We start from the raw sequence: 21,952 nt of genomic DNA, 5'->3' as shown, positions 1-21,952 counted from the left end.
CTCCCGCACCATTGCTTGAGGAGACCCTTGATGCCGATCGACACCCTCGCCACCTGGCACCAGCTCGTGAAATCGCATGACGCCAAGGGGCTCGATGCCCTCTTGGACGACGACGCCGTCTTCCTCTCGCCCGTGGTGCACAAGCCGCAGCTGGGCAAGGCCATCACCGCCAAATACCTGGGCGCGGCGTTTCATGTGTTCTTCAACGAGAGCTTCCGCTACGTGCGAGAGTTGAAGAGCGAGCGCGATGCGGTACTCGAATTCGAAGTCGAGATCGACGGCATCTCGGTCAACGGCGTCGACATGATCAAGTGGAACGACGCGGGCCTGATCACCGAATTCAAGGTGATGCTGCGGCCCCTGAAGGCAGTGAACCTGATCCACGAGAAGATGGGCGCGATGCTGCAGGCCGCGTCGTCCCTCTCCTAGTCTTCCTCAGACCAGCGTGCCGTACACGATGAACCCGTCGTGCGTGGCCACCTTGTCGTAGAGCGTGCGCCCCGCTGTGTTGGTCACATGCGTCTGCCAGTAGACGCGGTGGCCGCCCACGCGTTTCACATGCGCGTACACGCCCTCGATCAATTGCCGGCCGACACCCTGGCCGCGCTCCGATGACAGCGTGAACAGGTCCGACAGGTAGCAGGTCGGCTCGATGCGCGTCATGCTGCGGTGAAAGAGGTAGTGCGTGAGCCCCACGAGCTGGCCATCGCGCTCCGCGACGAGCGCATGCACCGGCTCGTATGCATCGAAGAAGCGCTGCCAAGTGACCTGTGTGATTTCGTCCGGCAATGCGGTCGGACCTTCGCGCCCATAGAAGGCGTTGTAGCCGTCCCAGAGCGGCTTCCAGCCCGCGTAGTCATCGGGCACCGGCGGGCGGATCAGAAGAGGGGAAGAAGAGGTCGTCGTCATGCGTCGGCTGCCTGCACGTTGTTGAAAAAACGTGCGATTGCAACACGGCCCCGGGCTCAGTGCGAGAAGAAATCGCTCAGTGCCGCTTCTGGCAGCCGCTCGCGCAACCCGATCGCCACCACGGCCGCGCGCGCGTCGTCCGGCGGCACGGCCTTGCGCAGCGAGCCATGGCGGCCCGCGAACTGCACCTCCGACCATTCGTCGCCGCCACTCGCGCCATGGCCGGTTCGCAGCACGCCCTTGAGCCGCAGCACGCCGGCGGGCACCTCGCGCAGCCAGGTGCGCAACGCGGCGGCGGGAATGACCGCCTCGGGTTGCGCGCTCCAGGTCGCGAACAGCGCGCCGTGGTCGGGCGCGTGGCCGTGATGATCATGGTGGTCGTGATGGTCGTGATGGTCGTGATGGTCGTGATGGTCGCAGCCGGGACCGCAGGCATGAGCGGCCGCGTGCGCAGTGGGAGGCAACGCCAGGCCGCTCAACAGCGACAGCGGCACGGTCGATTGCGCGGTCTGGATGCACGGCGTTCCTGGCGCGGTGGCGTCCACCCAGGCCCGCGCTTCGGCCAAAGCCGTTTCGCTCGCCAGGTCGATTTTGTTGACCACCACCAGGTCGGCCGACTTCAGCTGCCGCGCCAGCGTGTCCGCCAGCAGCGGGTCGCGCGACTGCCGCGCCGCGGCGCTGGCATCGACCAGCACGATCACGCCCTCCAGGCTCAGCTCCGGCGCGGCCATGCCGATCTGCGCGATGCGCCAGGGGTCCGACACGCCGCTCGCCTCGATCACCACCGCGTCGAACGGCGTCGTCGCCTCGATCACATCGACCAGCGCGCGGCCCAGGTCGTCGCCGATCTGGCAGCACACGCAGCCGTTGGTCAGCGCGAGCGTGTCGCCGTGCGTGGCGGCGATGAGGTCCGCATCGATGTTGAGCGCGCCGAAGTCGTTCACCAGCACCGCCATGCGCAGGCCCTTCGCCTCGCGCAGCCAGCGGTTGAGCAGCGTGGTCTTGCCGGCGCCCAGGAAGCCGCCGATGACGGTGAACGGCAGGCGCTTTCTTGTCGGCATCACGCGTGCGCCCCGTTCAAGCGTATTGCGCCTTGAAGACGCGGCCCGAGAGCACGGTGCCCCACACGCGCGCATCCTTCAGGGCCATCGGGTCCATCTCGAGCGGGTCGTCTTCGAGCACGCAGAAATCGGCGCGCTTGCCGCACTCGATGCTGCCGATCTCGCCGTCCAGCTTCAGCGTCCAGGCCGCGCCGAGCGTGATGGCGCGTAGCGCCTCTGCCACCGTGATGCGTTCGGCCTCGCCCAGCAGCCGGCCCTTGGGCGTGACACGGTTCACCGCGCACCACGCGGTGAAGAGTGGCCCGAGCGGCGTGACCGGCGCATCGGAGTGAATGGCCAGCGGCACGCCCGCGGCCAGCGCGCTGCCGCAGGCATCGAGCCGGTTGGCGCGGTCGGGGCCCATGGTCATTTCGTAGTGCTGGTCGCCCCAGTACCAGATGTGGTTGGCGAAAAGGTTGGCGCACAGGCCGAGCGACGCCATGCGGCGGAACAGCGGCGCATCGATCATCTGGCCGTGCTGCAGCGTGTGGCGGTGGTCGGGCCGCGGCGCACGCGTGAGCACGCGTTCGATGGCATCGATGGCGACCTCGCTCGCCTCGTCGCCGTTGGTGTGCGTGTGGATGGTGAGGCCGGCGCGGTGGTAGGTCTCGAAGTCGGCCTCGTACTGCGCGGGCGCCGTGACCCAGATGCCGTTGGGCGCACCGTTGAAATGCCCCGGCCAGCGCAGCCGCGCCGAAAACCCCTGGATCGAGCCGTCGAGCATCATCTTCACGAGGCCGTAGCGCAGGCGGTCGGTGTTGCGCGGCACGAGGCTCTTCACGTGCTCCGCGCCAAGCGCCGCGCCATGCGTGCCGTGAAAGGCCTGGAATGCGGGGAGGATGCGCACGCCGAATCCGTCGTCGCCGGTCGTCGTCTCCAGCACGCCGCAGTCTTCGGGCGTGAGCTTGTTCACCAGGTCGGTCGCGGTCGTCACGCCCTGCAGGCAGGCCAGCTTCGCGAAGGAGCGCACGCCGGCCTCGGTCATCGGCGCGAGCAGGCCGGCGTTGCCGATCTTGCGCAGCACCAGGAACATGGCGGCCGGCTCCTGCAGCTCGCCGGTGGGTTCGCCTTCGCTCGGCCCTTCCGCGAACTTGACCACGCCCTCGACTTCGTTGTCGCGCGTGATCTCGGCGATGCGCAGCATCGCGCTGTTCACGTTCATCAGGTGGCCGTTGGCATGGCCGATGACGATGGGGCGCGTGGCGCTCGCGCGGTCCACGTGCCGCACGGTCATGCGCTCGCCGCCGAAGTAGATCGGGTCGAACCCCCAGGCGATCAGTGGCTCGGTGTCGGGCACGCCTTCGGCGGTCATCTTCGCGGCCACCTCGGTGAGGCGCGCCACGACTTCGTCCATGGAGCGCAGGCCGCTCCACACCTTGCCCGCGGGGTCGCGGCGGTCGAACCAGCCGAGGTACGTCCAGTCCCACATGCTGCCTTCCTTCAGGTGGCAGTGGCCTTCCACGAGGCCGGGCATCAGCACCTTGCCGGCAAAGCGCTCGTCCAGCGTGAACGCGCCCCAGGCCTGCATGTCCGCGAGCGTGCCGACGGCCAGCACGCGCCCGTCGCGCACCGCCACGTGGGTGGCGTGCGGCTGCATCGGGTTCATGGTGATGATCTTGCGGGCGGGATAGACGGTGGTGGTGGTTGCGTTGTTGGGGCTCATGGCGACTCTGGAATCGAAAGAGGAGGGCGCGGCTGTTCGTCGACGACGTCGACGCGCCTGCAGCGCACCCAGTGATCGGGCGCGACCTCGCGCAGCGGCGGCAGCTCGGCCGCGCAGGCCGGCTCTGCCACGGGGCAGCGCCCGGCGAAGCGGCAGCCCTTCGGCGGATCGATGGGGCTCGGCGGATCGCCGCTCAGCTTGATGCGGTTCGCCGCGCGGCGGCGCCCGCCACTGACCGTTGGCACGGCCGACATCAGCGCCACGCTGTACGGATGCAGCGGCCGCGCGAAGAAGCTGCGCCGCGGCGCGCGCTCGACGATCTGGCCGAGGTACATCACAGCGATGTCGTCGCAGATGTGTTCCACCACCGCCATGTCGTGCGAGATGAAAAGATAGGTCAGCCCCAGCTCGCGCTGCAGCCGCGCGAGCAGGTTGAGGATCTGCGCGCGGATCGCGATGTCCAGCGCCGACACCGGCTCGTCGCACACCACCAGTTCGGGGTTGGTGGCCAGCGCCCGCGCGATGTTGATGCGCTGGCGCTGCCCGCCCGAGAACTGGTGCGGAAACAGGTGCTGCTGCTCGGGCCGAAGGCCTACGGCCTCGAAGAGTTCCGCCACGCGGCGGGTGCGTTCCTCGGGCGTGCCGACGCGCATCAGGTCCAGCGGCGCACGCACTGCCGCGCCCGCGCGCTCGCGCGGGTTGAGCGAGGAGAACGGGTCTTGAAAAATGATCTGCATGCGCGTGCGCGCCTGCCGCAGCGCCTCGCCCTGCAGCGCGCCCAGGTCGGTGTCGCCCAGCTGCATGCGGCCCGAGGTGACGGGCGCGAGTCGCATCACCGCCAGCGCGGTCGTCGTCTTGCCCGAGCCCGATTCGCCCACCACCGCGAGCGTGCTGCCGCGGCGCACCGCGAACGACACACCGTCTACCGCCTTCACCACCTCGGGCGTGCGGCCCCAGCCGGACTTGCCGCGCGGAAAGTGCACCTTCAGGTCTTCGACCGAGAGCAGCGTGTCGGTCTTGCCGATGAATGTCATGCGGCCTCCCTTTCGCGCTCTGCGAGCGCCTCGGCATGCAGCCAGCAGGCAGCGCCATGCGGCGTGCCGGCCGCCACTTCGCCAGTCACCGCGAACATCGGCGGCACCTCGGCCGCGCAGCGCTCCATGGCGCGCGGGCAGCGCTCGCGAAAGGCGCATCCCGTGCCCAGTTCCCAGATCGAGGGCACCACGCCCGCGATCTCGGCGAGGTCTTCGCGCACGTCGCCTTCCCGGGCCGCGCTGCTGCCGAGCTCGGGCAGGCAGTCGATGAGGCCGCGCGTGTAGGGGTGGCCGGGCTCGGACAGCACCTGTTCGGTGGTGCCCTGTTCGATGACGCGGCCGGCGTACATCACCATCACGCGGTCGGCCATCTCGGCGACCGCGCCCATGTCGTGCGTGATGAACATGATGGCCGTGCCCTTCTCGCGCTGCAGCTCGCGCAGCAGGTCGAAGATCTGCGCCTGCACCGTCACGTCCAGCGCGGTGGTGGGCTCGTCGGCAATGAGGATGTCGGGCCGGCAGGCCAGCGCCATGGCGATCATCACGCGCTGGCGCATGCCGCCGGAGAGCTGGTGCGGGTACTCGTCCACGCGCCGCTCGGGTGCCGGAATGCCCACCTGGCGCAGCATCTCGATGGCGCGCTGGCGCGCCTCGCGCGCGTTCATGCCGGCATGCAGCTGCAGCGATTCGCCGATCTGGTCGCCCACCGTGAACACCGGGTTCAGAGAGGTCATCGGCTCCTGGAAGATCATCGAGATGCGGTTGCCGCGCACCTCGCGCATGCGCGCGTCGCTTGCCTGCACCAGGTCTTCGCCCTGGAACAGCACGCGGCCGTCGCGAATGCGCCCTGGCGGCGAGGGAATGAGCCGCAGCAGCGCCAGTGCCGTCATGCTCTTGCCGCAGCCCGACTCGCCGACCACGCACAGCGTTTCGCCGGCGCGGATCTCGAAGTCGACCCCGTTGAGCACCAGCGCCTGGCCGCGCCGGGTCTTGAACTCGACGTGCAGGTCCTGCACGCGGAGCAATGCGTCGTCGTTGTTGTTGTCGTTACCCGATGCCATCAGCGTTCCCTCAGCTTGGGGTTGAGGGCATCGTTCAGCCCGTCGCCGATGAGGCTGACGGCCAGCACGGTGATGAAAATTGCCGCGCCCGGAAAGGCCACTGCCCACCAGCACGAGAGCACGTACTGCCGGCTCGAGCCGATCATGAGACCCCAGCTCATCTGGTTCGGGTCGCCCAGGCCGAGGAACGACAGGCCCGCTTCGAACAGGATGGCCGCGCCGATGGCCAGCGTGGCCGACACCACCAGCGGCGGCAATGCATTCGGCAGAATCACCTTCCAGATGATGCGTGCGTCGCGCGCGCCAATGGCCCGCTCGGCGCGCACGAACTCCAGCCCGCGGTACTTCATGAACTCGGCGCGCGTGAGGCGCGCGGTGCCGGTCCAGCTCACGATGCCGATGGCCAGCGTCACCGTCACCAGCGTGGGCGAGAAGAGCGTGACCACCACCATCGCGAACAGCAACGCGGGCAGCACCTGGAAGAACTCGGTGAGCTTCATCAGCGCCGCATCGACCTTGCCGCCGTAGTAGCCCGCGAAGGCGCCGAGCGTGATGCCGATCACCACCGACAGCAGCGCGGCCACCGCGCCCACCAGCAGCGTGGCGCGCCCGCCGTAGATGAGCGCGGTGAGCACGTCGCGCCCGAGGTAGTCGCTGCCCAGCCACGCGTCTTCGCTGAAGGGCGGCGTGAGCGGCGCGGTCTTGATCTCGAACGGATCGGCCGGATAGAGCCAGGGCCCGGCGATGGCCACCGCCAGCATCAACACCAGCATGACCATGCCGGCGATGGCGGCGGGGTTGCGCAGGAACATGCGCATCGCTTCCGTGCCCGGGTGCTCCACCCGCACCACGGGCGCGGCCTTGGTGGGCTTTGAAGATGCGGCGACAGAAGGCATCGTGATCACCTTGCTCATGAGGCCTTGATCCTCGGGTCGATGAAGCGATAGCAGAGGTCGGTGAGCTGGTTCATCACCACCACCACGACCGAGGAGAACAACAGCACGCCCAGGATGGTCGGGTAGTCGCGCCGCAGCACCGACTCGAAGGCCAGCCGGCCGAGGCCCGGCCAGTTGAACACCGTCTCCACCAGGATGGCGCCGGCCAGCACGTTGCCGAACTGCAGCCCCAGCACCGTGACCACCGGCAGCAGCGCATTGCGCAGCGCATGCTTGTAGAGCACCATCCGTTCGGCCAGGCCCTTGGCACGCGCGGTGCGGATGAAGTCCGAGCCCAGCACGTCGAGCATCGAGGAGCGCGCGAGGCGGCTGTACTGCGCGAGATAGACCAGGCTCAGCGTGAGCGTGGGCAGCACCAGGTGATGCGCCACGTCGAGCACGTCCTTCAGTCCGCCGCCGCCGGTGGAATCGATGGAGCGCATGCCTGCCACCGGAAGAATCGGGAACACCGACGCCAGCAGGATCACCAGCATGATGCCCAGCCAGAACACCGGCGCCGCGAACCCCACCAGCGACAGCACCGTGATTAACTGCGAGAGCCAGCCGTTGGGTTTGCGCGACGACAGCACCCCGAGCGCCGTGCCCGCGAAGAAGGCCAGCAGCACCGAGCTGAGCACCAGCAGCAGCGTGGCCGGCACGCGCTCGGCGATCATGGCCGTCACCGGCAGGTTGAAGAAGTACGAGTAGCCCAGGTCGCCCCGCACCACCTTGCCGAGGTAAACGCCCAGTTGCACCGGCAGCGATTGATCGAGCCCGTACTGCGTGCGCAGTTGCGCCATGAGTTCGGGCGACATGCCGCCGCTGGCCCCGGCGATGGTTTCCACCGGGTCGCCCGGCGCGGCGTGCACCAGCACGAAATTGAGCACCACCACCGCGAGCACCAGGCCGATGGCCTGGAGCAGTCGCGAGGCGGCGTAGCGAAGCGTGCCCATCGCGCCCGCCCTACTTGAAGTAGACCTCGTCCATCGGCGAGAGCGGCCCCCAGATGGTGGCGGGCACGTTGCCCAGCTTCTTGCTCGCGATGGTGTGGTAGGGCACCTGGTTGATGAACTCGATCGGCAGGTCGTCCGTCACGATCTTCTGGAAGGTCGCGTAGTAGGCCTTGCGCTGGGTCGCGTCGATCAGGCCGCCGGCGGTATTGAGCAGCTCGTCGACCTTCGGGTTGGCATACGACTGCGTGTTGGTCCACACGATCGGCTTGATGTTGGTCGACAGGTACGTGCGGTGCACGCCGATGATCGGGTCGCCCCAGTTGAACACCAGGTCCATCGACATGTCGAAGTCGTGCGAGGCCAGGCGCTTGGCCCATGCCGGAAAGTCGGCCGAGGCGCGTACCTCCACCGTGATGCCCACCTTCTTGAGCTGGCCGCGGATGTATTCGGCCACGTTCTTCTGCTGGTCGTCGGCGCCCGGCAGGTAGTCGATGGTGAGCTTGAAGCGCTCGCCGTTCGCGCCGGCCTTGTAGCCCGCCGCATCGAGCATCTCGGCGGCCTTCTTCAGGTCGAGCGGATAGCGCACGAGGTCGTTCACCGCGAAGGGGCTCGCGGCCACCAGCGGGCCGTCGGAGACGGTCGCGAAGCCGCCCATGAGCGCCTTGGCGATGAAGTTCTTGTCGATGGCCGTCGCGATGGCCTTGCGCACCTGCACGTCCGAGAGCGGCTTCTTCGCCGTGTTGAAGGCCAGCCAGTTGAGCGCGCCGATGCCGTCGTAGCCCTTGGGCGTGAGCGACACCTTCGGGTCGGTCGCCATGCGGCGCAGGTCGGTGGGCAGCGTGGCGAAGGGCAGCATCTGGATGTCGCCGCGCTCCAGGCCGAGCATGAGGCTCGCCATGTCGGGCGTGACGTTGACGATCACCTTGTCCAGGTAGGGCTTGCCGGCCAGGAAGAACTTGTCGAAGCGCTCCAGCACGATGCGCTGCGCCGGCTTGAACTCCGTCACGCGGAACGGGCCCGAGCCCACCACGTCGGTCGTGTTGCGCGGATGGTTCTTCAGGTCCTGCCCGTCGCCGTAGATGTGCTTGGGAAGAATGGGGCACAGCGCCGGCGACATCGCCAGCACGATGGCCGGGTGCGGCACGCTCATGCGGATGATGGCCGTTTGCGCATCGGGCGTCTCCACCTTCTCGACCGGGCCGAGCATGGTGGTGAACGGATGGTTCGCCTTGATGGCCATCACCGAGAACGCCACGTCGGCCGAGGTGACCGGCTTGCCGTCATGGAACACCGCGTCCTTGCGCAGCTTGAGCGTGAGCGACTTGCCGTCGTCGGCGAGCTTCCACGATTCGGCCAGGTACGGCTGCGGGTTCCACTTGTCGTCGAAGCGCAGCGGGCTTGCGAAGATCTGCGTGGAAGGCATCGCGGTCGCAATGCCCGACTGCACCGCGCCGTTCAGGTGCCGTGGCGTCTGCGTGCTGCCGATCACCAGCGTGCCGCCGCGCTTGGGTTCATCAGCGGCCGATGCGGGCAGCGGGAGCAGCGTGCTCGCGGCCACCGAGGCGGCCGAGAGCAGGGTGGCACGGCGCGTGAAACGGGGAAGGGACATGGCGGGACCTCAGGAAGTTCGACACAGGCAACAGGCTTCGGCCGCTTGGGCCTTGGCGTCGAAGATAGGCGCTGGCCGCGCAGGGACGAAGAGCCAATTGCGCGCGACTCGCAGGGCCAGAAGCCACGGGTTTGCCCCGTTGTGCACCAGCGGCATGCGCCACTTCGGTGAATGCGCGCGGGCGGTGCGCGGCTCGGCGCTCCTTGATTGCTTGCTTGTCTACTTTTCCTACTTCTCGTCGCGCAGCCAATACCACTTGTAGAGCGCGCGCTGCCCGATGCGCCGGAATGGCGCGAACGCGCGCGACTCCACCAGCCCCATCACGTTCGGGAACGGCAGCGGCGAGTGGTAGATCGGGAGCTCCAACACGTCCTGCCCCGCATCCTTGCCCGCCACGCGCTCGGCGAGCCGCTTGCCCGCCCATGTCGAGAACGACACGCCGTTGCCGCCGTAACCCACCGCGTACCAGATCTTCTTGGCCGCATCGGGCTGCGTGATGCGCGGCATCATGTCGTGGCTCATGTCGACCCAGCCCCACCACGAGTAGTCGATGCGGATGTCGGTGAGCGGCGGAAACTTGCGCGCGATCGCATCGGTCAGCAGCTTCAGGTGCACCGGGTCTTCGGCATCGGCGCCGCTCACCGCGCTGCGGCTGCCGATCTGCAGCCGGTTGCCCTTGAGCAGCCGGTAGTAGAAGCGCAGCGTGCGTGTGTCCGTGAGGAAGGTGTGCGACTTGAAGTTGGTCGCGGCCAGCTCCGCATCGCTGAGTGGCCGCGTCACCACCGAATTCGAGAGGATCGGCATGATCCGGTTCTTGAGCATCGGGCTCAGCGCCTGCCCCGTGTAGCCGCCGGTGCACACCGCCACGCGGCGCGCGCGCACCGTGCCGGCGGGCGTGCGCAGATGGTGCACGCCGTCGATGGTGTGCCAGCCCTGCACCGGGCTGGAGGTGTGCACCGTCACGCCCAGCGCGCGCGCCCGGCGCATCAGCCCGAAGGTGAACTTCAGCGGATGGATGCCCACGCCTTCGGCCTCGAACATCGCGCCCTTGGCCTCGCGCTCGTCGCAGTAGTCGCGCCGCAGTTCCTCGGTGCCCATCATGCGGGTCGCGTAGCCGAAGGTCTCGCGCATCAGGCGGGCCTCGGCTTCCAGGCCGACCAGTTTCTCGGGCCGGTGCGCAAGATAGAGATGGCCGCCATCGAAGGCATCGCAATCGATCTGCGTCGTGAGGTGGCGGAAGTTCTCGAAGCCCTTGCGGATCTCGGCATCGAGCTTCTTCGCGGTGTCCAGGCCCCAGCGTTCGATCCACTGCGAGCGCTTCAGGCGCCCGCTCGCGTTCTGGCCCTGGCCGCCGCTGCGGCTGGAGCACCCCCACGCCGCCTGATTGGCTTCGAGCACCGTGGCCTTGATGCCGTGTTCCTCCGCGAGGTACAGCGCCGTCGCCATGCCCGTGGCGCCCGAGCCGATGATGGCCACGTCCACGTCGATGTCGTTCAGCAAGGGGCCGTCGTCTTCGGGCGGCGTGCCCGCACTCGCCACCCACCAGGTGGGTGCGTACGCGCGGCCCGCGCCCGGGTCGGGCGCGAGCAGCGGGTCGTATTGCGGGTCGTAGGGGCGAAACGGGTCTTGCGGTGGTTGCATGGGGGCGGCGCCGTCGATGGTCGCGGCGCTGGCGTCACTGGTGAATCGGGTGGTCCCTGCTGCGATGGTCATGAGAGGGCTCCAGGTGAGGAAGGCGGGTCGTTGCCGCCCAGCTACTTCGCCGCAGGCAGGTTCGGCCGGGCCTTGCGGAACACGTTCTTCAGGTGGATCTTTCCGTCCCTGAAGGTGAAGACATCGATGCCGTCCGTCTCGATGCGGCTGCCGTCGGCTGCGGTGCCGGTGAAGGTCCATTGCGAGGTGCCGAAGTCGCCGTGCACGAAATGCTGGCCGTTGACCCACTGCGCATCGGGCACCGCCTGCCAGGCGCCCGCGAAGGCCTTGCGCACCGCTTCCGTGCCTACGTGGCGGGCGCCGCAGGCGTCGGGTCCGGCGGCCGTCTGGAAGATGCAGTCCGGCGTCATGAAACTCATCAGCGCGTCGATGTCGTGGCGGTTCCAGGCGTCGCTGAAGGCGGCGAGGGTGTCGGTGGTCACTGAGGAAGAAGAAGGTTGGGCGGTCACGCGGGAACTCCGGAGCGGAAATGAATGGCACAAGCGTAGGCAGCCGGGTGGCGGCGCGATAGGGCCAGATGGGGTGATTCGACCGAGCCAGAGCACCATCGGGCATTGCCGGGGCACCACGAAGGGAGTGCCTGTCCTAAACTGCGGCGCACCATGCCCTCGAACCCGCGATCCACCCAGTGGGCGCAGCTTTTTGCGCTGCCCGACCAACCGGCGCTGCCGCTGCAGGCGCGCCTGCGAACCGCCGTGGTGCAGGCCATCCTCGAAGAGCACCTCGCGCCCGGTGCGCCGCTGCCGTCATCGCGCGAACTGGCGGCGCTGCTCGGGTTGAGCCGCAACACCGTCACCTCGGCGTACCTGCAACTGATCGATGAAGGTTTTCTGGAAGCGCGACCGCGCAGCGGCGTATTCGTGGCGCACAACGCGCGCCCGCTCACTGCGGTGCATGCCGAGCCGCTGGTCGGCCGCAGCGGGCAGGCGAGCCAGCCGCCCGACTGGTCGCACCGCGTGCTGCGCTCGCTGGTCGACAAGCCCACGCTCTCCAAGCCCGACCGGTGGCGCGACTACCCATACCCGTTTGTCTACGGCAACTACGACCCACAGTTATTTCCGACCGAAGACTTTCGCGAATGCTGCGCGCGCAGCTTGGCGAGGTCGCAATTGCCGCACTGGACGCCCGATTTCGAAACCGACGACGTGCCCGACCTCATCGAGCAGATCCGCACGCGCCTGCTGCCCAAGCGCGGCGTGTTCGCGCTGAAGGAAGAGATCCTCGTGACCATGGGTGCGCAGCACGCGTACTACCTTTTGGCCGAGGCGCTGTTCGACGAGCAGACGCGCGTCGGCCTGGAAGAACCCGGCCACCCGCATGCGCGCAACAGCTTCTCGCTGCGGCAGCCGAAGTGGGTGGAAGTGGATGTCGATGAAGACGGGCTCGTGGTCGATGCGCTGCCCGCCGCCGATTACCTGTTCGTCACGCCCTCGCACCAGAGCCCGACGACTGCGACGCTGAGCCTGGAAAGACGGCAGTGGCTGCTGCGGAAGGCCGAGTTGCAGGACTTCGTGATCATCGAGGACGACTACGAGGCGGAGAACCTGTACGAAGGCGCGCCGATGCCTGCACTCAAGAGCTTGGACAAGACTGGTCGGGTGATCTATGTGGGGTCAGTGTCGAAGAGCCTGTCGCCGGCGCTGAGGCTGGGGTTCATCGTGGCGCCTCGGGCGTTGATCAAGGAACTGAGGGTGATTCGGCATGCGATGGTGCGGCATCCGAGTGCGTTTTTGCAGCACGCGTATGCGCTGTTTCTTTCGCTGGGGCATCACGAGTCGCATGCGCGGCGGGTGAACCATGCGATGCAGGAGAGGCTGGCTATTGCTGCGCAGGCGCTGCGGGATCATTTGCCGGATTTCGAGTTCCGGCTGCCTTCTGGGGGAGCGTCCATTTGGGTTCAGGCGCCTACCTGGGTGGATGCGACGGAGCTGTCTCTTATGGCTCGGAGCCATGGGGTGCTGATTGAAGCGGGTGATGTGTTCTTTGCACGGCCGCCTTATCCATGCCCGTTCTTTCGGCTACGGCTTTCGTCCATTGCGGCTTCACAAATTCCGGCTGGTATCCGTGCGCTAGGGATGGCGGTCGAGGAGCTGGCTTTGGCGCGCGGCGAGAAGAGAACCGCTGGGTTTCGTACGCATTGATCTAAGTTTTTTTCCGAGGCCGGGTCTCGCCCCGGCGGGCGACTTACTTTCTTTTGCTTCGCCAAAAGAACGTAAGCAAAGAAAAGGCGACCCTGCTGTCTGCGACCCTTCGCTTCGCTGCGGGCAACCTGCGGTGCTCGCGGTTCGCGGGGTCTCGCAGAACTCGCTTCGCTCAAACAGCTGCGAGCCCTGATCCGCGAACCGCTGCGCTCCTCGGCGCAGCCAGAAGGGGGTGGATACCGAACGGGCCATCGCTTTGCTCGGCTTGCAGTCGGGCCTTTGCTTCGCTCGGCCGTGGTGCCCCCGCCCCGACTCTCCCCCGGGAGGGGAGGGAGAAAGACAAGACATGCGACACCGGGCCTGATGCATTGCTCCTTCCCCTCCCGGGGGAAGGCTGGGATGGGGGCACGACGGCGCTCGCTGCACAGCTGCGCCTCATCGAGCGCCGCGTGCCCCCACCCCAACCCTTGTATGTAGCAAAGTAGCGCTTGGCCGGCACAGGCCGATCGACCCAGGGTAGGCCTTCATGGTCATACCGAGGGGGAGCGAGGGTCGTGCCGGCCGACCTCGGTTCGTAGTGAACAGACAGCCCGAACGGTTGTGAGGTCTGAGAGACCGCATCGAACACAAGGAAGGGCGCTGTGTCATGAACGACGAAATCTTTATCGGTATCGACGTATGCAAGGCCTGGCTGGACGTGGCACAAGTGCCCGCCTTGGCTGCAGGTGAAGCCAGTGCATTTGCTTTGCGCGTGGACAACGAGGATGGTGCCCGTGCCGTTCTCGTGGAGCAACTCAAACGGCTGCGACCCACGCTGGTGGTGCTGGAAGCCACGGGTGGCTTTGAAACTGCGCTGGCAAGCCAGTTGTGCCTGGCCGGCGTTCCCGTGGCGGTGGTCAATCCGAAGCGGGTGCGCGACTTTGCCCGCGCCGCGGGCATCCTGGCCAAGACCGACAAGCTGGACGCGCAGGTGCTTGCGGTATTTGCCCAACGCATGCGCCCGCAGGTGCATGCACTGCCTGACGAGGCGCAGCAGGAACTTACCGAGCTGGTGGACCGGCGCGCGCAACTGGTGGCGATGCGAGCGCAGGAGAAGGCGCGCCTGACCACGGTCAAGCCGGTTGCGCGCAAGAGCGTGCGCGAGCACATCGCGTGGCTCGATGCACGCATCAGGCAGATCGAGCGTGACCTGGACGGGCGCTTGAAGGACTCGCCTCTGTATCGGCCCAAATACGACCTTCTGGACAGCGTGCCGGGCGTGGGACGGGTGACGATCACCACCTTGCTCAGCCGCATGCCCGAGCTGGGCACGCTGGAGAGAAAGCGCATCGCTGCGCTGGCGGGCGTCGCCCCGTTTGCCGACGACAGCGGCAAGCGCCGTGGCCAGAGGTACATCCAGGGCGGGCGCGCAGACGTGCGCTGCGTGCTGTACATGGCCGCGCTCAGCGCAGCGCGATGCAACCCCGTGATCAAGGCGATGTACGAGCGCCTGCGCGCTGCCGGCAAGCCCTTCAAGGTTGCCATCACCGCCTGCATGCGCAAGCTGCTCGTCATTCTCAACGCCATGCTCAAGTCCGAGCAGCCCTGGCGCACTGACCCGATTGCTCGGTAGGTATTGACACGGTTGCTCTCCCGGAAGGGGAGGGAGCCAATCCAAGCCGAGCGAAGCAAAGGCTCGTGAGGTGTTGAGCAGCCGAGCGCAGCGATGGCGTGTCGGTTCCCAAGCCCTTCTGTATGCGCCGAGGAGCGGAGCGTTTCGCGGATCAGGGCTCGCCCTTGTTTGAGCGAAGCGAGTTTGGGCGAGACCCCGCGGAACGTGAGCACCGCAGGTTGCCCGAAGCGAAGCGTAGGGTCGCAGACAGCAGGGTCGCCTTTCTTTTGCCTACCTTTCTTTGGCGAAGCAAAGAAAAGTAGGTCGCCTGCCGGGGCGAGACCCGGCCTCGGAAAGCAAAAGAAAGCAAGTAACTCAAAGCCCAGCCAGCGCCGCGGGGGCAGCAAGAACGCCCCGTCTGAGTGCCATATGCACCACAACAAGGGTATTCACGGACAAGCTGGCTCCATCCCCCCAACCTCGCTGGTACTTCCTGGCCGCACGCGTTAAGTGCAAAGTCGCTCCGATTCACTCAATTGGAGAAACCCGATGACCACGTCCCGCCGTCTCCCCCTCCAACTCGCCATCCTGGCCGCCACCCTCACGCTCTGCGGCATCTCCTCCGCACAGCAAGCCAAGGAGGTGACCTTCGCCCACCAGGACATGCTCGTCCCCCTGCGCCTCGTCATGGAATCCGGCGAGGTAGAAAAAGCCACCGGCTACAAGATCAACTGGCGCATGTTCTCCGGGGGCGGCGACGTCATCCGCGCGATGGCCTCGGGCGATGTACAGATGGGCGAGACCGGCTCCAGCCCGCTCACCGCGGCAGCCAGCCAGGGCCAGGACATCAAGCTCTTCTGGATCTCGGCGGACATCGCCAACGCCGAGGCGCTCATCGCCCGCAACGCTTCGGGCATCAACAGCATGAAGGACCTGGCCGGCAAGAAGGTCGCCACGCCTTTCGTGTCGACCGCGCACTACCAGCTCATGGCCGGCATGAAGATGGACGGCGTCGACCCCAAGAGCGTCAACGTGATGAACATGCGCCCGCCCGAGATCGCCGCCGCATGGGAGCGCGGCGACATCGACGCCACTTTCATCTGGGACCCGGTGCTCTCCAAGATCAAGGGCTCGGGCAAGACCATCGCCACCTCGGGCAGCATCGGAAAGCGCGGCGCGCCCACCTTCGAGGGCATCGTCGTCAACGCCAAGTGGGCCGCGGCCAACGAGCCTTTCATGATCGCGTTCGTCAAAGCACTGAACCGCGCCAACGAGGAATACAAGGCCACCGGCAAGAGCTGGACGCCCGATTCGCCGCAGACCAAGGCGATGGCCAAGTGGACAAAGGCCGACCCGAAGGACGTGGGCGCGGCGATGTCGCTCTACACCTTCCCGACCATGGCCGAGCAGGTCTCGCCCACGTGGCTGGGCGGTGGTGCGGCCAAGGCGATGGCGGGCACGGCGGCGTTCCTGAAGGAGCAGGGTCGCGTGCAGGAAGTCAAGCCCGACTACGGCGCCTATGTGACCACCGTGTACGTCGACAAGGCGATGGGCAAGTAAGAGCGGGGCGCACATCCGATGCCCACACTCGACATCCGCGACCTCACGGTCAACTACGCCGTCAAGGGCGGCACGCTGCAGGCACTGGCGCCCGTCAACCTCACGATGCACGACGGCGATTTCGTCGTTGCGCTCGGTGCTTCGGGCTGCGGCAAGACGACGCTGCTCAACAGCATCGCGGGCTTCCTGCCGCCATCGACCGGCGAGATTCTTCTGGACGGCAAACCCGTCGTCGGCCCCGGTGCGGACCGCGGCGTCGTGTTCCAGAAGCACGCGCTCATGCCCTGGCTCAACGTGCGTGACAACGTGGCGCTGGGCCTGCGCCTGGCCGGCACGGGCAAGGCCGAACGCGACCGCATCGCCGAAGACAAACTTGCGCTCGTCGGCCTGCAGCAGTACGCGGATCGCGCGGTGTACGAGCTCTCGGGCGGCATGCAGCAGCGCGTGGGCATTGCGCGCGCGCTGGCCAGCGACCCGGCCGTGCTGCTGATGGACGAGCCCATGGGCGCGCTCGACGCGTTCACGCGCGAGCAGGTGCAGGAGATCCTTCTCAAGGCCTGGTCCAAGTCGAACAAGATGGTGTTCTTCATCACGCACTCGGTGGAAGAGGCGCTGTTCCTCGCGACGCGCCTCATCGTGATGAGCCCGAGCCCGGGGCGCATTTCGCACGTCTACGACAACGTGCCGTTCTCGCGCCAGTACCTCTCGCACGGCGATTCGCGCAAGGTGAAGTCGGAGCCCGAATTCATCCGCATGCGCGAGGAGGTCTTGTCGATCATTCACCATCGCGAGGCCGCTCATGCCTGAGGTCACTATCGCATCGCCCAGTGTTGTTGCCGCCATGACGCCGCCTTCCAAGCCCGCAGCCACGCCGCCGCCCGCACCGGGCGCCAAGCTCAAGACCAGCGCCTTCAAGGTGCCGGGCGAGGGCTCCAGCGTCGTCATCAGCGTGGTCACCGTGGTGTCGCTGGTCGCGCTGTGGTTCATCGTGACCAACATGGGCTGGGTCAAGCCGCTCTTCCTGCCGACGCCACAGGCGGTGTTCCAGCAGTTCTACGAATACCTCACCGGCCAGGCCAACGACAAGCCGCTGTGGCAGCACTTCCTCGCGAGCATGTTCCGCGTGTTCTCGGCGTTCTTTCTTGCGTGCGCCACCGCCATTCCGGTCGGCATCGCGATGGGCATGAGCCGCTTCTGGCGCGGGATCTTCGATCCGCCGCTGGAGTTCTACCGGCCGCTGCCGCCGCTTGCGTACCTGCCGCTCATCATCATCTGGTTCGGCATCGACGAACTGCCCAAGGTGCTGCTGATCTTCCTGAGCTGCTTCGCGCCGCTGGCGCTGGCCGCGCGCTCGGGCATGCGCAGCGCTTCACAAGAGCAGATCAACGCCGCGTATTCGATGGGCGCGAGCTACATGCAGGTGATTCGCCACGTCATCCTGCCCTCGGCACTGCCCGACATCCTCGTGGGCATGCGCATCGCCATCGGCTTCGGCTGGACCACGCTGGTGGCCGCCGAGATGGTCGCGGCCAACATGGGCCTCGGTCAGATGGTGCTGAACGCGTCGAACTTTTTGCGCACCGACATCGTCATCATGGGCATCATCGTCATTGGCGTGGTGGCGTATCTGTTCGACCTGCTGATGCGGTGGCTCGAGCGACGTCTCGTGCCCTGGAAAGGGCGCATGTAACAGGGGGCGAGACCGGTGACGCCGGTGGCGATGCCGGCATCGTGGGCGGGTCGCCCAGCGGCTCCATCGATTTCTCCAGGAAGTCGAGCATCGCCCGCATCGCCGCGCTGTTGTGGCGGCGCTGCGAGTACGCCGCATACAGCCAGTGGTCGCGCGGCATGTGCTCGCGCAGCACCGGCACCAGCGCACCGCGCTCCAGGTGCGATTGCGCCAGCGGCTCCGGCACATAGGCCACGCCAACGCCGCGCAGCGCCAGCTCGATGAGCGCCATCGCGTCGTTGGCCTCCATGCGGCTGTGAACCGCCACCTCGTGCGGCCTGCCGTCGGTCTCGAAGGGCAGGTGCGTGGTCGGCATCGACGCATAGCTCAGGATGTCGTGGCGGCCCACGTCCTCGGGCACCTGCGGAATGCCGCGCCGCGCCCAATAGGCCGGCGAAGCGCACACCACCATGTCGTACTGCACCAGCCGGCGCACGATCAGGTTCATGTCGTCGATGCGCCCACCCGTCAGGTGGATGTCGATGCCTTCCTCGATCAGGTCGATGTCGCGGTTGGTGAACACCAGGCTCACGTACACGTCGGGATAGAGGTTGATGAACGCGGCCATCACATCCGAGAGCCAACCCGCGATCATCCCGTTCGGCGCGCTCATGCGGAGGCGACCCCTGGGGTGCGAGCCGTGCGCCTGCAGGTCGTTGAGCGTGTTCTCGGCCATTGCCACCAGCTCGGTGCTGCGATCGAGCAGCACCTGCCCGGCATCGGTGAGGCTCAGCGAGCGGGTGGAGCGATTGAGCAGTCGCACGCCGCTGCGCGTTTCGAGCTCGGCCACATAGCGGCTGACCGTGGCCTTGGACATGCCGAGCGAATCGGCGGCGCGGGAGAAGCTGCGGCGGAAGGCAACTTCGCGAAAGGTTTTGATGAGGTCGAGGCCGTCCATGGTGGGCGATCGTTTCAGCTTCGAACTCGATGCATCGGGCCGCAGGCCACCCTCATGCCAGCACCTTCAGTCCGTGCTTCTCGACCACGGCCAGCAGCTTGAGCGCCATGCCGCTGGGCCGCTTGGTGCCGGCCTCCCACTTCTGCACCGTCGATTCGCTGGTGTTCAGATAGCGCGCGAACACCGGCTGGCTCACATGCGCGGCTTCGCGGATGTGCTTGATCTGCTGGGGCTCGAGCACCGGCGGAGCGACGAGGCAGCTTTCATCGAACTGGCGCATGGTGGCCTTGTCGATCGCGCCGATCTTTCGAAGGGCGCTCGCCGAGGTATGGATGGCTTCGAAGGCATCGCTCTTGAACTTAGGCCGTGTCGTCATGGCATATCTCCACAAAATGTTTGGCGCGCACCAGTTGCGCGATCTGCAGGTCCGTGAGCCCGGCATAGCTTTTGACCAGCAGGCGGAACGCAACCAGTTCGTCGGGCTCGATGTTGTCGCGGTCTTTCTTGGCGAACAGGTACTCGTAGACCCAGTAGCGCCCACCCTTGGCGAGCACGATGGAACGATGCATGTTGTCGTTCAACCGCTTCTTGAACACGCCGCCGCCCAGATCATCGGCCTGTCCGGCCATCGCCTGGGCGATGGCCTCGCACAGGTCCACGTCACTGATTCGCGCCTTCTTTGCATCCCTGCTGAACCTGGAGGTCTTGAAGACCCGTGTTTTTCTTCTGGAAGGCATGCAAAAAGTGTATCACCCAGTGCTACTTCGAGGCCCGGCATTGCCTTTCGACCCCACAGCTTTCGGGGGTTGCCGAAGGGAATCTCCAGTTGGCTTCGAGGTGAGCTCTACAGCAACTGCGGCCGCTCACGCATTTGCTGCGCCGTGCGCCGTATGTCCGCAAGCTCGTCGGTGCCGAATCGCCGCAGGTTGTGCGTCATCACCGTCGTGCGCGGGTTGTTCTCGAGCATGCGCGCATGGCGTGCCACGAAGTCCCAGTACATCACCGTCATCGGGCAGGCGCCTTCGCCGCTGCGGGTGCCCGGTTTGTAGCGGCAGCCGTCGCAGTAGTTGCTCATTCGGCGGATGTAGGCGCCGCCGGCGGCATAGGGCTTGGTCACGAAGCGTGCGCCATCGGCGTAGAGCGACATGCCCACCGTGTTCGGCAGCTCGACCCACTCCACCGCATCGACATACACCGACAGGTACCACGCATGCACCTGCGCAGGAGCGACGCCGAAGGTGAGCGCGAAGTTGCCCGTGACCATCAGCCGCTGGATGTGGTGCGCATGGCCGCGTTGCAAGGTCTGGCCGATCGCCTGCTTCATGCAGTTCATGCCGACGTCGCCCGTCCAGTACCAGCCGGGCAGGTCTTCGTGATGATTCAGTGCGTTGGCAGCGGCCAGCTTCGGCATGCGCCACCAGTACACCCCGCGCATGAACTCGCGCCATCCGAGGATCTGCCGCACGAACCCTTCGACCGATTCCAGCGGCGCGACTCCCGAGCGCCACTGCGCGACGGCCGCATCGATCACCTCGCGCGGATCGAGCAGCTTGAGGTTGAGCGACGACGACAGCAGCCCGTGATAGAGCACCGGCTCGTCGGTCCACATCGCGTCCTGGAAGCGTCCGAAGTCCTGCAGCCTGTGGGCCATGAAGTCGTTCATGGCGACGAGCGCCTGCTCGCGCGTCACCGGCCAGTCGAACTGCGCGGCGCTGCCGTAGTGGCCAGCGAAGTGCGTTTCGACATCGGCCAACACCTCGCGCGTGATCGCGTCGGGCGCGAAGGAGGGCGGCGGCGGCAGCATGCCCGGCCCGTTGCGCCCGAAGGCGTTGCGGTTGTCGTGGTCGAAATTCCACTGCCCGCCTTCGGGCTGCCCGCGCGCATCGAGCAGCACTTCGTGCTTGAGCCGCATGCGGCGGTAGAAGTCTTCCATCACGAGGCGGCGTTTTCCGTGCGCGTGCTCGGAGAACTCGGCACGCGAGGCCATGAAGTGCAGGTCGTCGCGAACCGCGAACCGCACCTGCGCGGCCTGGCACACCCTTGCGATCGTCTGTTCGAGACGCCATTCGCCCGCCTCGATCATCACGACCGCGCGGGGGCGATGGTGCGACAGCGCGTGCGTCAACGCGGCCTCGATCGATGCGAAATCGTGCGCGCCCAGCTTCAGGTAGTCGATGGGCATGCCGCGTGCGGTGATCGCCTCTGCAAAGTGGCGCATCGCAGACAGGAAGAGGGCCGTGCGCATCTGCGTGCTCGGCACATGCTCGGACTCCTCGCGCACCTCGGCCATCCACACGCGGTCTTGCGCCGCGTCGAAGCCATCGAATGCCACACTGGAGAGGCTCAATTGGTCCCCCAGGACCACGACGAGGTTGCGAACAGGCACGTGTCGATGAAGGGGTGGTGGTAAGTGCTTGCAGGGTCAGGCGATTGCCCGTCTTGCAGTGTCAGCGCGGGGCTGATCTTGTTGTGGTGCGTGGCTATACTGCGCCGGTCACGTCAAAACAGGCGTGACCGGGATTGGACTCCCGAAGCATCTCTGCGACGAAAGCCGCAGTCACCCCCGCAGGGTCTGCGGCTTTGTCATTCGTGCCCCCAGTTTTGGCGGCTCGACGGGCGGGCGCAAGCCCGGCCGGTTCTCGCAAGAGGTGCCCGGTAGTCCAACTCGTCGAGCTGCCGCCCCGTTTGGACTCGGAGGCGGCGGTTTCTGCAAACCGCACCTCTTGGAGGCCATGCATGGCTCACGCTCCCTCGTTCCCCGAATCTTCTGAAACCCCCAGCGCAGGATTGCTCGCGCTGCGGGCTTGCGACGACATCGACAGTCTTCGTGTCGTGCAGCGCGCCTATGCGTGCCTTGAGAAACTCATCGGGCCGCAGCATGCGAGCGACACGGAAGAATTCGGCCCGGATCGCACGGAACTCTGCGCGCTGGTGGGGCTCGTCAACGAGGCTTTGGAACGGAGTATCGGAGCCACGGATATCACAGTGCAATCGCTGCGCGCTGCCTTGGACGGAGGCGCCTCGCCAGCGACGAGCAAGCGGCCCGTCTGAGAGCC

Annotated in this window: 21 protein-coding genes; 7 read left to right on the top strand and 14 right to left on the bottom strand. The window is 66.6% G+C overall.

Features of this window, described 5'->3' with window-relative positions:
- The first annotated feature begins 30 nt into the window (after positions 1-30).
- Positions 31-429 carry a nuclear transport factor 2 family protein gene (locus VARPA_RS22200; RefSeq protein ID WP_013542823.1) on the top strand — a complete coding sequence of 133 codons (399 nt, stop codon included), beginning with the start codon at positions 31-33 and terminating at the stop codon, positions 427-429.
- A gap of 6 nt (positions 430-435) precedes the next feature.
- Here the strand turns inward: VARPA_RS22200 and VARPA_RS22195 are convergent, their stop codons facing one another.
- From VARPA_RS22195 to VARPA_RS22150, 10 genes are all read right to left on the bottom strand, one after another.
- Complete coding sequence (locus VARPA_RS22195; protein ID WP_013542822.1) at positions 436-909, bottom strand: GNAT family N-acetyltransferase; 474 nt, start codon at positions 907-909, stop codon at positions 436-438.
- A 56-nt stretch (positions 910-965) separates the two neighbouring features.
- The gene (locus VARPA_RS22190) at positions 966-1,970 is read right to left on the bottom strand and encodes a CobW family GTP-binding protein (RefSeq protein ID WP_013542821.1); all 1,005 of its coding nucleotides are present in this window, start codon (positions 1,968-1,970) and stop codon (positions 966-968) included.
- Between the two features lie 16 nt (positions 1,971-1,986).
- A complete protein-coding gene (locus VARPA_RS22185) occupies positions 1,987-3,672 on the bottom strand; it encodes an amidohydrolase (protein ID WP_013542820.1) in 1,686 nt (561 codons plus the stop codon).
- Positions 3,669-4,706 carry an ABC transporter ATP-binding protein gene (locus tag VARPA_RS22180; protein ID WP_013542819.1) on the bottom strand — a complete coding sequence of 346 codons (1,038 nt, stop codon included), beginning with the start codon at positions 4,704-4,706 and terminating at the stop codon, positions 3,669-3,671. The genes VARPA_RS22185 and VARPA_RS22180 overlap by 4 nt, the downstream gene beginning before the upstream one ends.
- Positions 4,703-5,767, bottom strand: coding sequence for an ABC transporter ATP-binding protein (locus VARPA_RS22175; RefSeq protein ID WP_013542818.1), 1,065 nt, complete (start codon positions 5,765-5,767; stop codon positions 4,703-4,705). Before VARPA_RS22175 ends, VARPA_RS22180 begins: the two co-directional genes overlap by 4 nt.
- Positions 5,767-6,681 (bottom strand): ABC transporter permease, encoded by a 915-nt coding sequence (locus VARPA_RS22170; protein ID WP_013542817.1) that lies wholly within the window; start codon positions 6,679-6,681, stop codon positions 5,767-5,769. Before VARPA_RS22170 ends, VARPA_RS22175 begins: the two co-directional genes overlap by 1 nt.
- Positions 6,678-7,655, bottom strand: a complete 978-nt coding sequence (locus VARPA_RS22165; protein ID WP_013542816.1) for an ABC transporter permease — start codon at positions 7,653-7,655, stop codon at positions 6,678-6,680. Before VARPA_RS22165 ends, VARPA_RS22170 begins: the two co-directional genes overlap by 4 nt.
- Before the next feature lie 10 nt (positions 7,656-7,665).
- Positions 7,666-9,264 carry an ABC transporter substrate-binding protein gene (locus tag VARPA_RS22160; RefSeq protein ID WP_013542815.1) on the bottom strand — a complete coding sequence of 533 codons (1,599 nt, stop codon included), beginning with the start codon at positions 9,262-9,264 and terminating at the stop codon, positions 7,666-7,668.
- A gap of 228 nt (positions 9,265-9,492) precedes the next feature.
- Positions 9,493-10,905 (bottom strand): NAD(P)/FAD-dependent oxidoreductase, encoded by a 1,413-nt coding sequence (locus VARPA_RS22155; protein ID WP_041943919.1) that lies wholly within the window; start codon positions 10,903-10,905, stop codon positions 9,493-9,495.
- 113 nt (positions 10,906-11,018) lie between these two features.
- Positions 11,019-11,426, bottom strand: coding sequence for a nuclear transport factor 2 family protein (locus tag VARPA_RS22150; protein WP_013542813.1), 408 nt, complete (start codon positions 11,424-11,426; stop codon positions 11,019-11,021).
- Between the two features lie 153 nt (positions 11,427-11,579).
- Between VARPA_RS22150 and VARPA_RS22145 the strand changes: the two genes are divergently transcribed.
- From VARPA_RS22145 to VARPA_RS22125, 5 genes are all read left to right on the top strand, one after another.
- Entirely contained in the window at positions 11,580-13,118 is a 1,539-nt protein-coding gene (locus tag VARPA_RS22145; protein ID WP_013542812.1) for a PLP-dependent aminotransferase family protein, read from the top strand.
- Between the two features lie 646 nt (positions 13,119-13,764).
- A complete protein-coding gene (locus VARPA_RS22140) occupies positions 13,765-14,730 on the top strand; it encodes an IS110 family transposase (RefSeq protein ID WP_013541048.1) in 966 nt (321 codons plus the stop codon).
- A 528-nt stretch (positions 14,731-15,258) separates the two neighbouring features.
- On the top strand, positions 15,259-16,269 hold the full coding sequence (gene tauA, locus VARPA_RS22135) for a taurine ABC transporter substrate-binding protein (protein WP_013542811.1): 1,011 nt from the start codon (positions 15,259-15,261) through the stop codon (positions 16,267-16,269).
- A gap of 18 nt (positions 16,270-16,287) precedes the next feature.
- Entirely contained in the window at positions 16,288-17,076 is a 789-nt protein-coding gene (locus VARPA_RS22130; protein WP_013542810.1) for a taurine ABC transporter ATP-binding protein, read from the top strand.
- Positions 17,069-17,959 carry an ABC transporter permease subunit gene (locus tag VARPA_RS22125; protein ID WP_013542809.1) on the top strand — a complete coding sequence of 297 codons (891 nt, stop codon included), beginning with the start codon at positions 17,069-17,071 and terminating at the stop codon, positions 17,957-17,959. The genes VARPA_RS22130 and VARPA_RS22125 overlap by 8 nt, the downstream gene beginning before the upstream one ends.
- Here VARPA_RS22125 and VARPA_RS22120 read toward each other — a convergent pair.
- The 4 genes from VARPA_RS22120 to VARPA_RS22105 form a co-directional block, all read right to left on the bottom strand.
- Positions 17,877-18,896, bottom strand: coding sequence for a LysR family transcriptional regulator (locus VARPA_RS22120; protein WP_013542808.1), 1,020 nt, complete (start codon positions 18,894-18,896; stop codon positions 17,877-17,879). The two genes, VARPA_RS22125 and VARPA_RS22120, sit on opposite strands and share 83 nt — an antisense overlap.
- A gap of 52 nt (positions 18,897-18,948) precedes the next feature.
- Positions 18,949-19,272: a helix-turn-helix domain-containing protein gene (locus VARPA_RS22115; protein WP_013542807.1), complete on the bottom strand. Its 324-nt coding sequence runs from the start codon at positions 19,270-19,272 to the stop codon at positions 18,949-18,951.
- On the bottom strand, positions 19,256-19,633 hold the full coding sequence (locus tag VARPA_RS22110; protein WP_013542806.1) for a type II toxin-antitoxin system RelE/ParE family toxin: 378 nt from the start codon (positions 19,631-19,633) through the stop codon (positions 19,256-19,258). Before VARPA_RS22110 ends, VARPA_RS22115 begins: the two co-directional genes overlap by 17 nt.
- Positions 19,634-19,740: 107 nt before the next feature.
- Positions 19,741-21,282, bottom strand: coding sequence for a cryptochrome/photolyase family protein (locus VARPA_RS22105; protein ID WP_013542805.1), 1,542 nt, complete (start codon positions 21,280-21,282; stop codon positions 19,741-19,743).
- 350 nt (positions 21,283-21,632) lie between these two features.
- Between VARPA_RS22105 and VARPA_RS22100 the strand changes: the two genes are divergently transcribed.
- Positions 21,633-21,947 carry a hypothetical protein gene (locus tag VARPA_RS22100; protein ID WP_013542804.1) on the top strand — a complete coding sequence of 105 codons (315 nt, stop codon included), beginning with the start codon at positions 21,633-21,635 and terminating at the stop codon, positions 21,945-21,947.
- Positions 21,948-21,952: the final 5 nt, after the last annotated feature.

The sequence above is a fragment of the Variovorax paradoxus EPS genome (assembly GCF_000184745.1).
In the GTDB taxonomy this organism is placed as follows: Bacteria; Pseudomonadota; Gammaproteobacteria; order Burkholderiales; family Burkholderiaceae_C; genus Variovorax; species Variovorax paradoxus_C.
This window is presented reverse-complemented; position numbering and strand designations above follow the sequence as displayed.

Excerpts from the sequence above, each read along its gene's own strand:
- VARPA_RS22145 (WP_013542812.1), top strand. The coding sequence starts at position 11,580 with ATGCCCTCGAACCCGCGATCCACCCAGTGGGCGCAGCTTTTTGCGCTG.
- VARPA_RS22155 (WP_041943919.1), bottom strand. The coding sequence starts at position 10,905 with ATGCAACCACCGCAAGACCCGTTTCGCCCCTACGACCCGCAATACGAC.
- VARPA_RS22125 (WP_013542809.1), top strand. The coding sequence starts at position 17,069 with ATGCCTGAGGTCACTATCGCATCGCCCAGTGTTGTTGCCGCCATGACG.
- VARPA_RS22100 (WP_013542804.1), top strand. The coding sequence starts at position 21,633 with ATGGCTCACGCTCCCTCGTTCCCCGAATCTTCTGAAACCCCCAGCGCA.
- VARPA_RS22185 (WP_013542820.1), bottom strand. The coding sequence starts at position 3,672 with ATGAGCCCCAACAACGCAACCACCACCACCGTCTATCCCGCCCGCAAG.
- VARPA_RS22160 (WP_013542815.1), bottom strand. The coding sequence starts at position 9,264 with ATGTCCCTTCCCCGTTTCACGCGCCGTGCCACCCTGCTCTCGGCCGCC.
- VARPA_RS22190 (WP_013542821.1), bottom strand. The coding sequence starts at position 1,970 with ATGCCGACAAGAAAGCGCCTGCCGTTCACCGTCATCGGCGGCTTCCTG.
- VARPA_RS22110 (WP_013542806.1), bottom strand. The coding sequence starts at position 19,633 with ATGCCTTCCAGAAGAAAAACACGGGTCTTCAAGACCTCCAGGTTCAGC.
- VARPA_RS22175 (WP_013542818.1), bottom strand. The coding sequence starts at position 5,767 with ATGGCATCGGGTAACGACAACAACAACGACGACGCATTGCTCCGCGTG.
- VARPA_RS22200 (WP_013542823.1), top strand. The coding sequence starts at position 31 with ATGCCGATCGACACCCTCGCCACCTGGCACCAGCTCGTGAAATCGCAT.
- VARPA_RS22195 (WP_013542822.1), bottom strand. The coding sequence starts at position 909 with ATGACGACGACCTCTTCTTCCCCTCTTCTGATCCGCCCGCCGGTGCCC.
- VARPA_RS22165 (WP_013542816.1), bottom strand. The coding sequence starts at position 7,655 with ATGGGCACGCTTCGCTACGCCGCCTCGCGACTGCTCCAGGCCATCGGC.
- VARPA_RS22170 (WP_013542817.1), bottom strand. The coding sequence starts at position 6,681 with ATGAGCAAGGTGATCACGATGCCTTCTGTCGCCGCATCTTCAAAGCCC.
- VARPA_RS22180 (WP_013542819.1), bottom strand. The coding sequence starts at position 4,706 with ATGACATTCATCGGCAAGACCGACACGCTGCTCTCGGTCGAAGACCTG.
- VARPA_RS22115 (WP_013542807.1), bottom strand. The coding sequence starts at position 19,272 with ATGACGACACGGCCTAAGTTCAAGAGCGATGCCTTCGAAGCCATCCAT.
- VARPA_RS22120 (WP_013542808.1), bottom strand. The coding sequence starts at position 18,896 with ATGGACGGCCTCGACCTCATCAAAACCTTTCGCGAAGTTGCCTTCCGC.
- VARPA_RS22130 (WP_013542810.1), top strand. The coding sequence starts at position 16,288 with ATGCCCACACTCGACATCCGCGACCTCACGGTCAACTACGCCGTCAAG.
- tauA (WP_013542811.1), top strand. The coding sequence starts at position 15,259 with ATGACCACGTCCCGCCGTCTCCCCCTCCAACTCGCCATCCTGGCCGCC.
- VARPA_RS22140 (WP_013541048.1), top strand. The coding sequence starts at position 13,765 with ATGAACGACGAAATCTTTATCGGTATCGACGTATGCAAGGCCTGGCTG.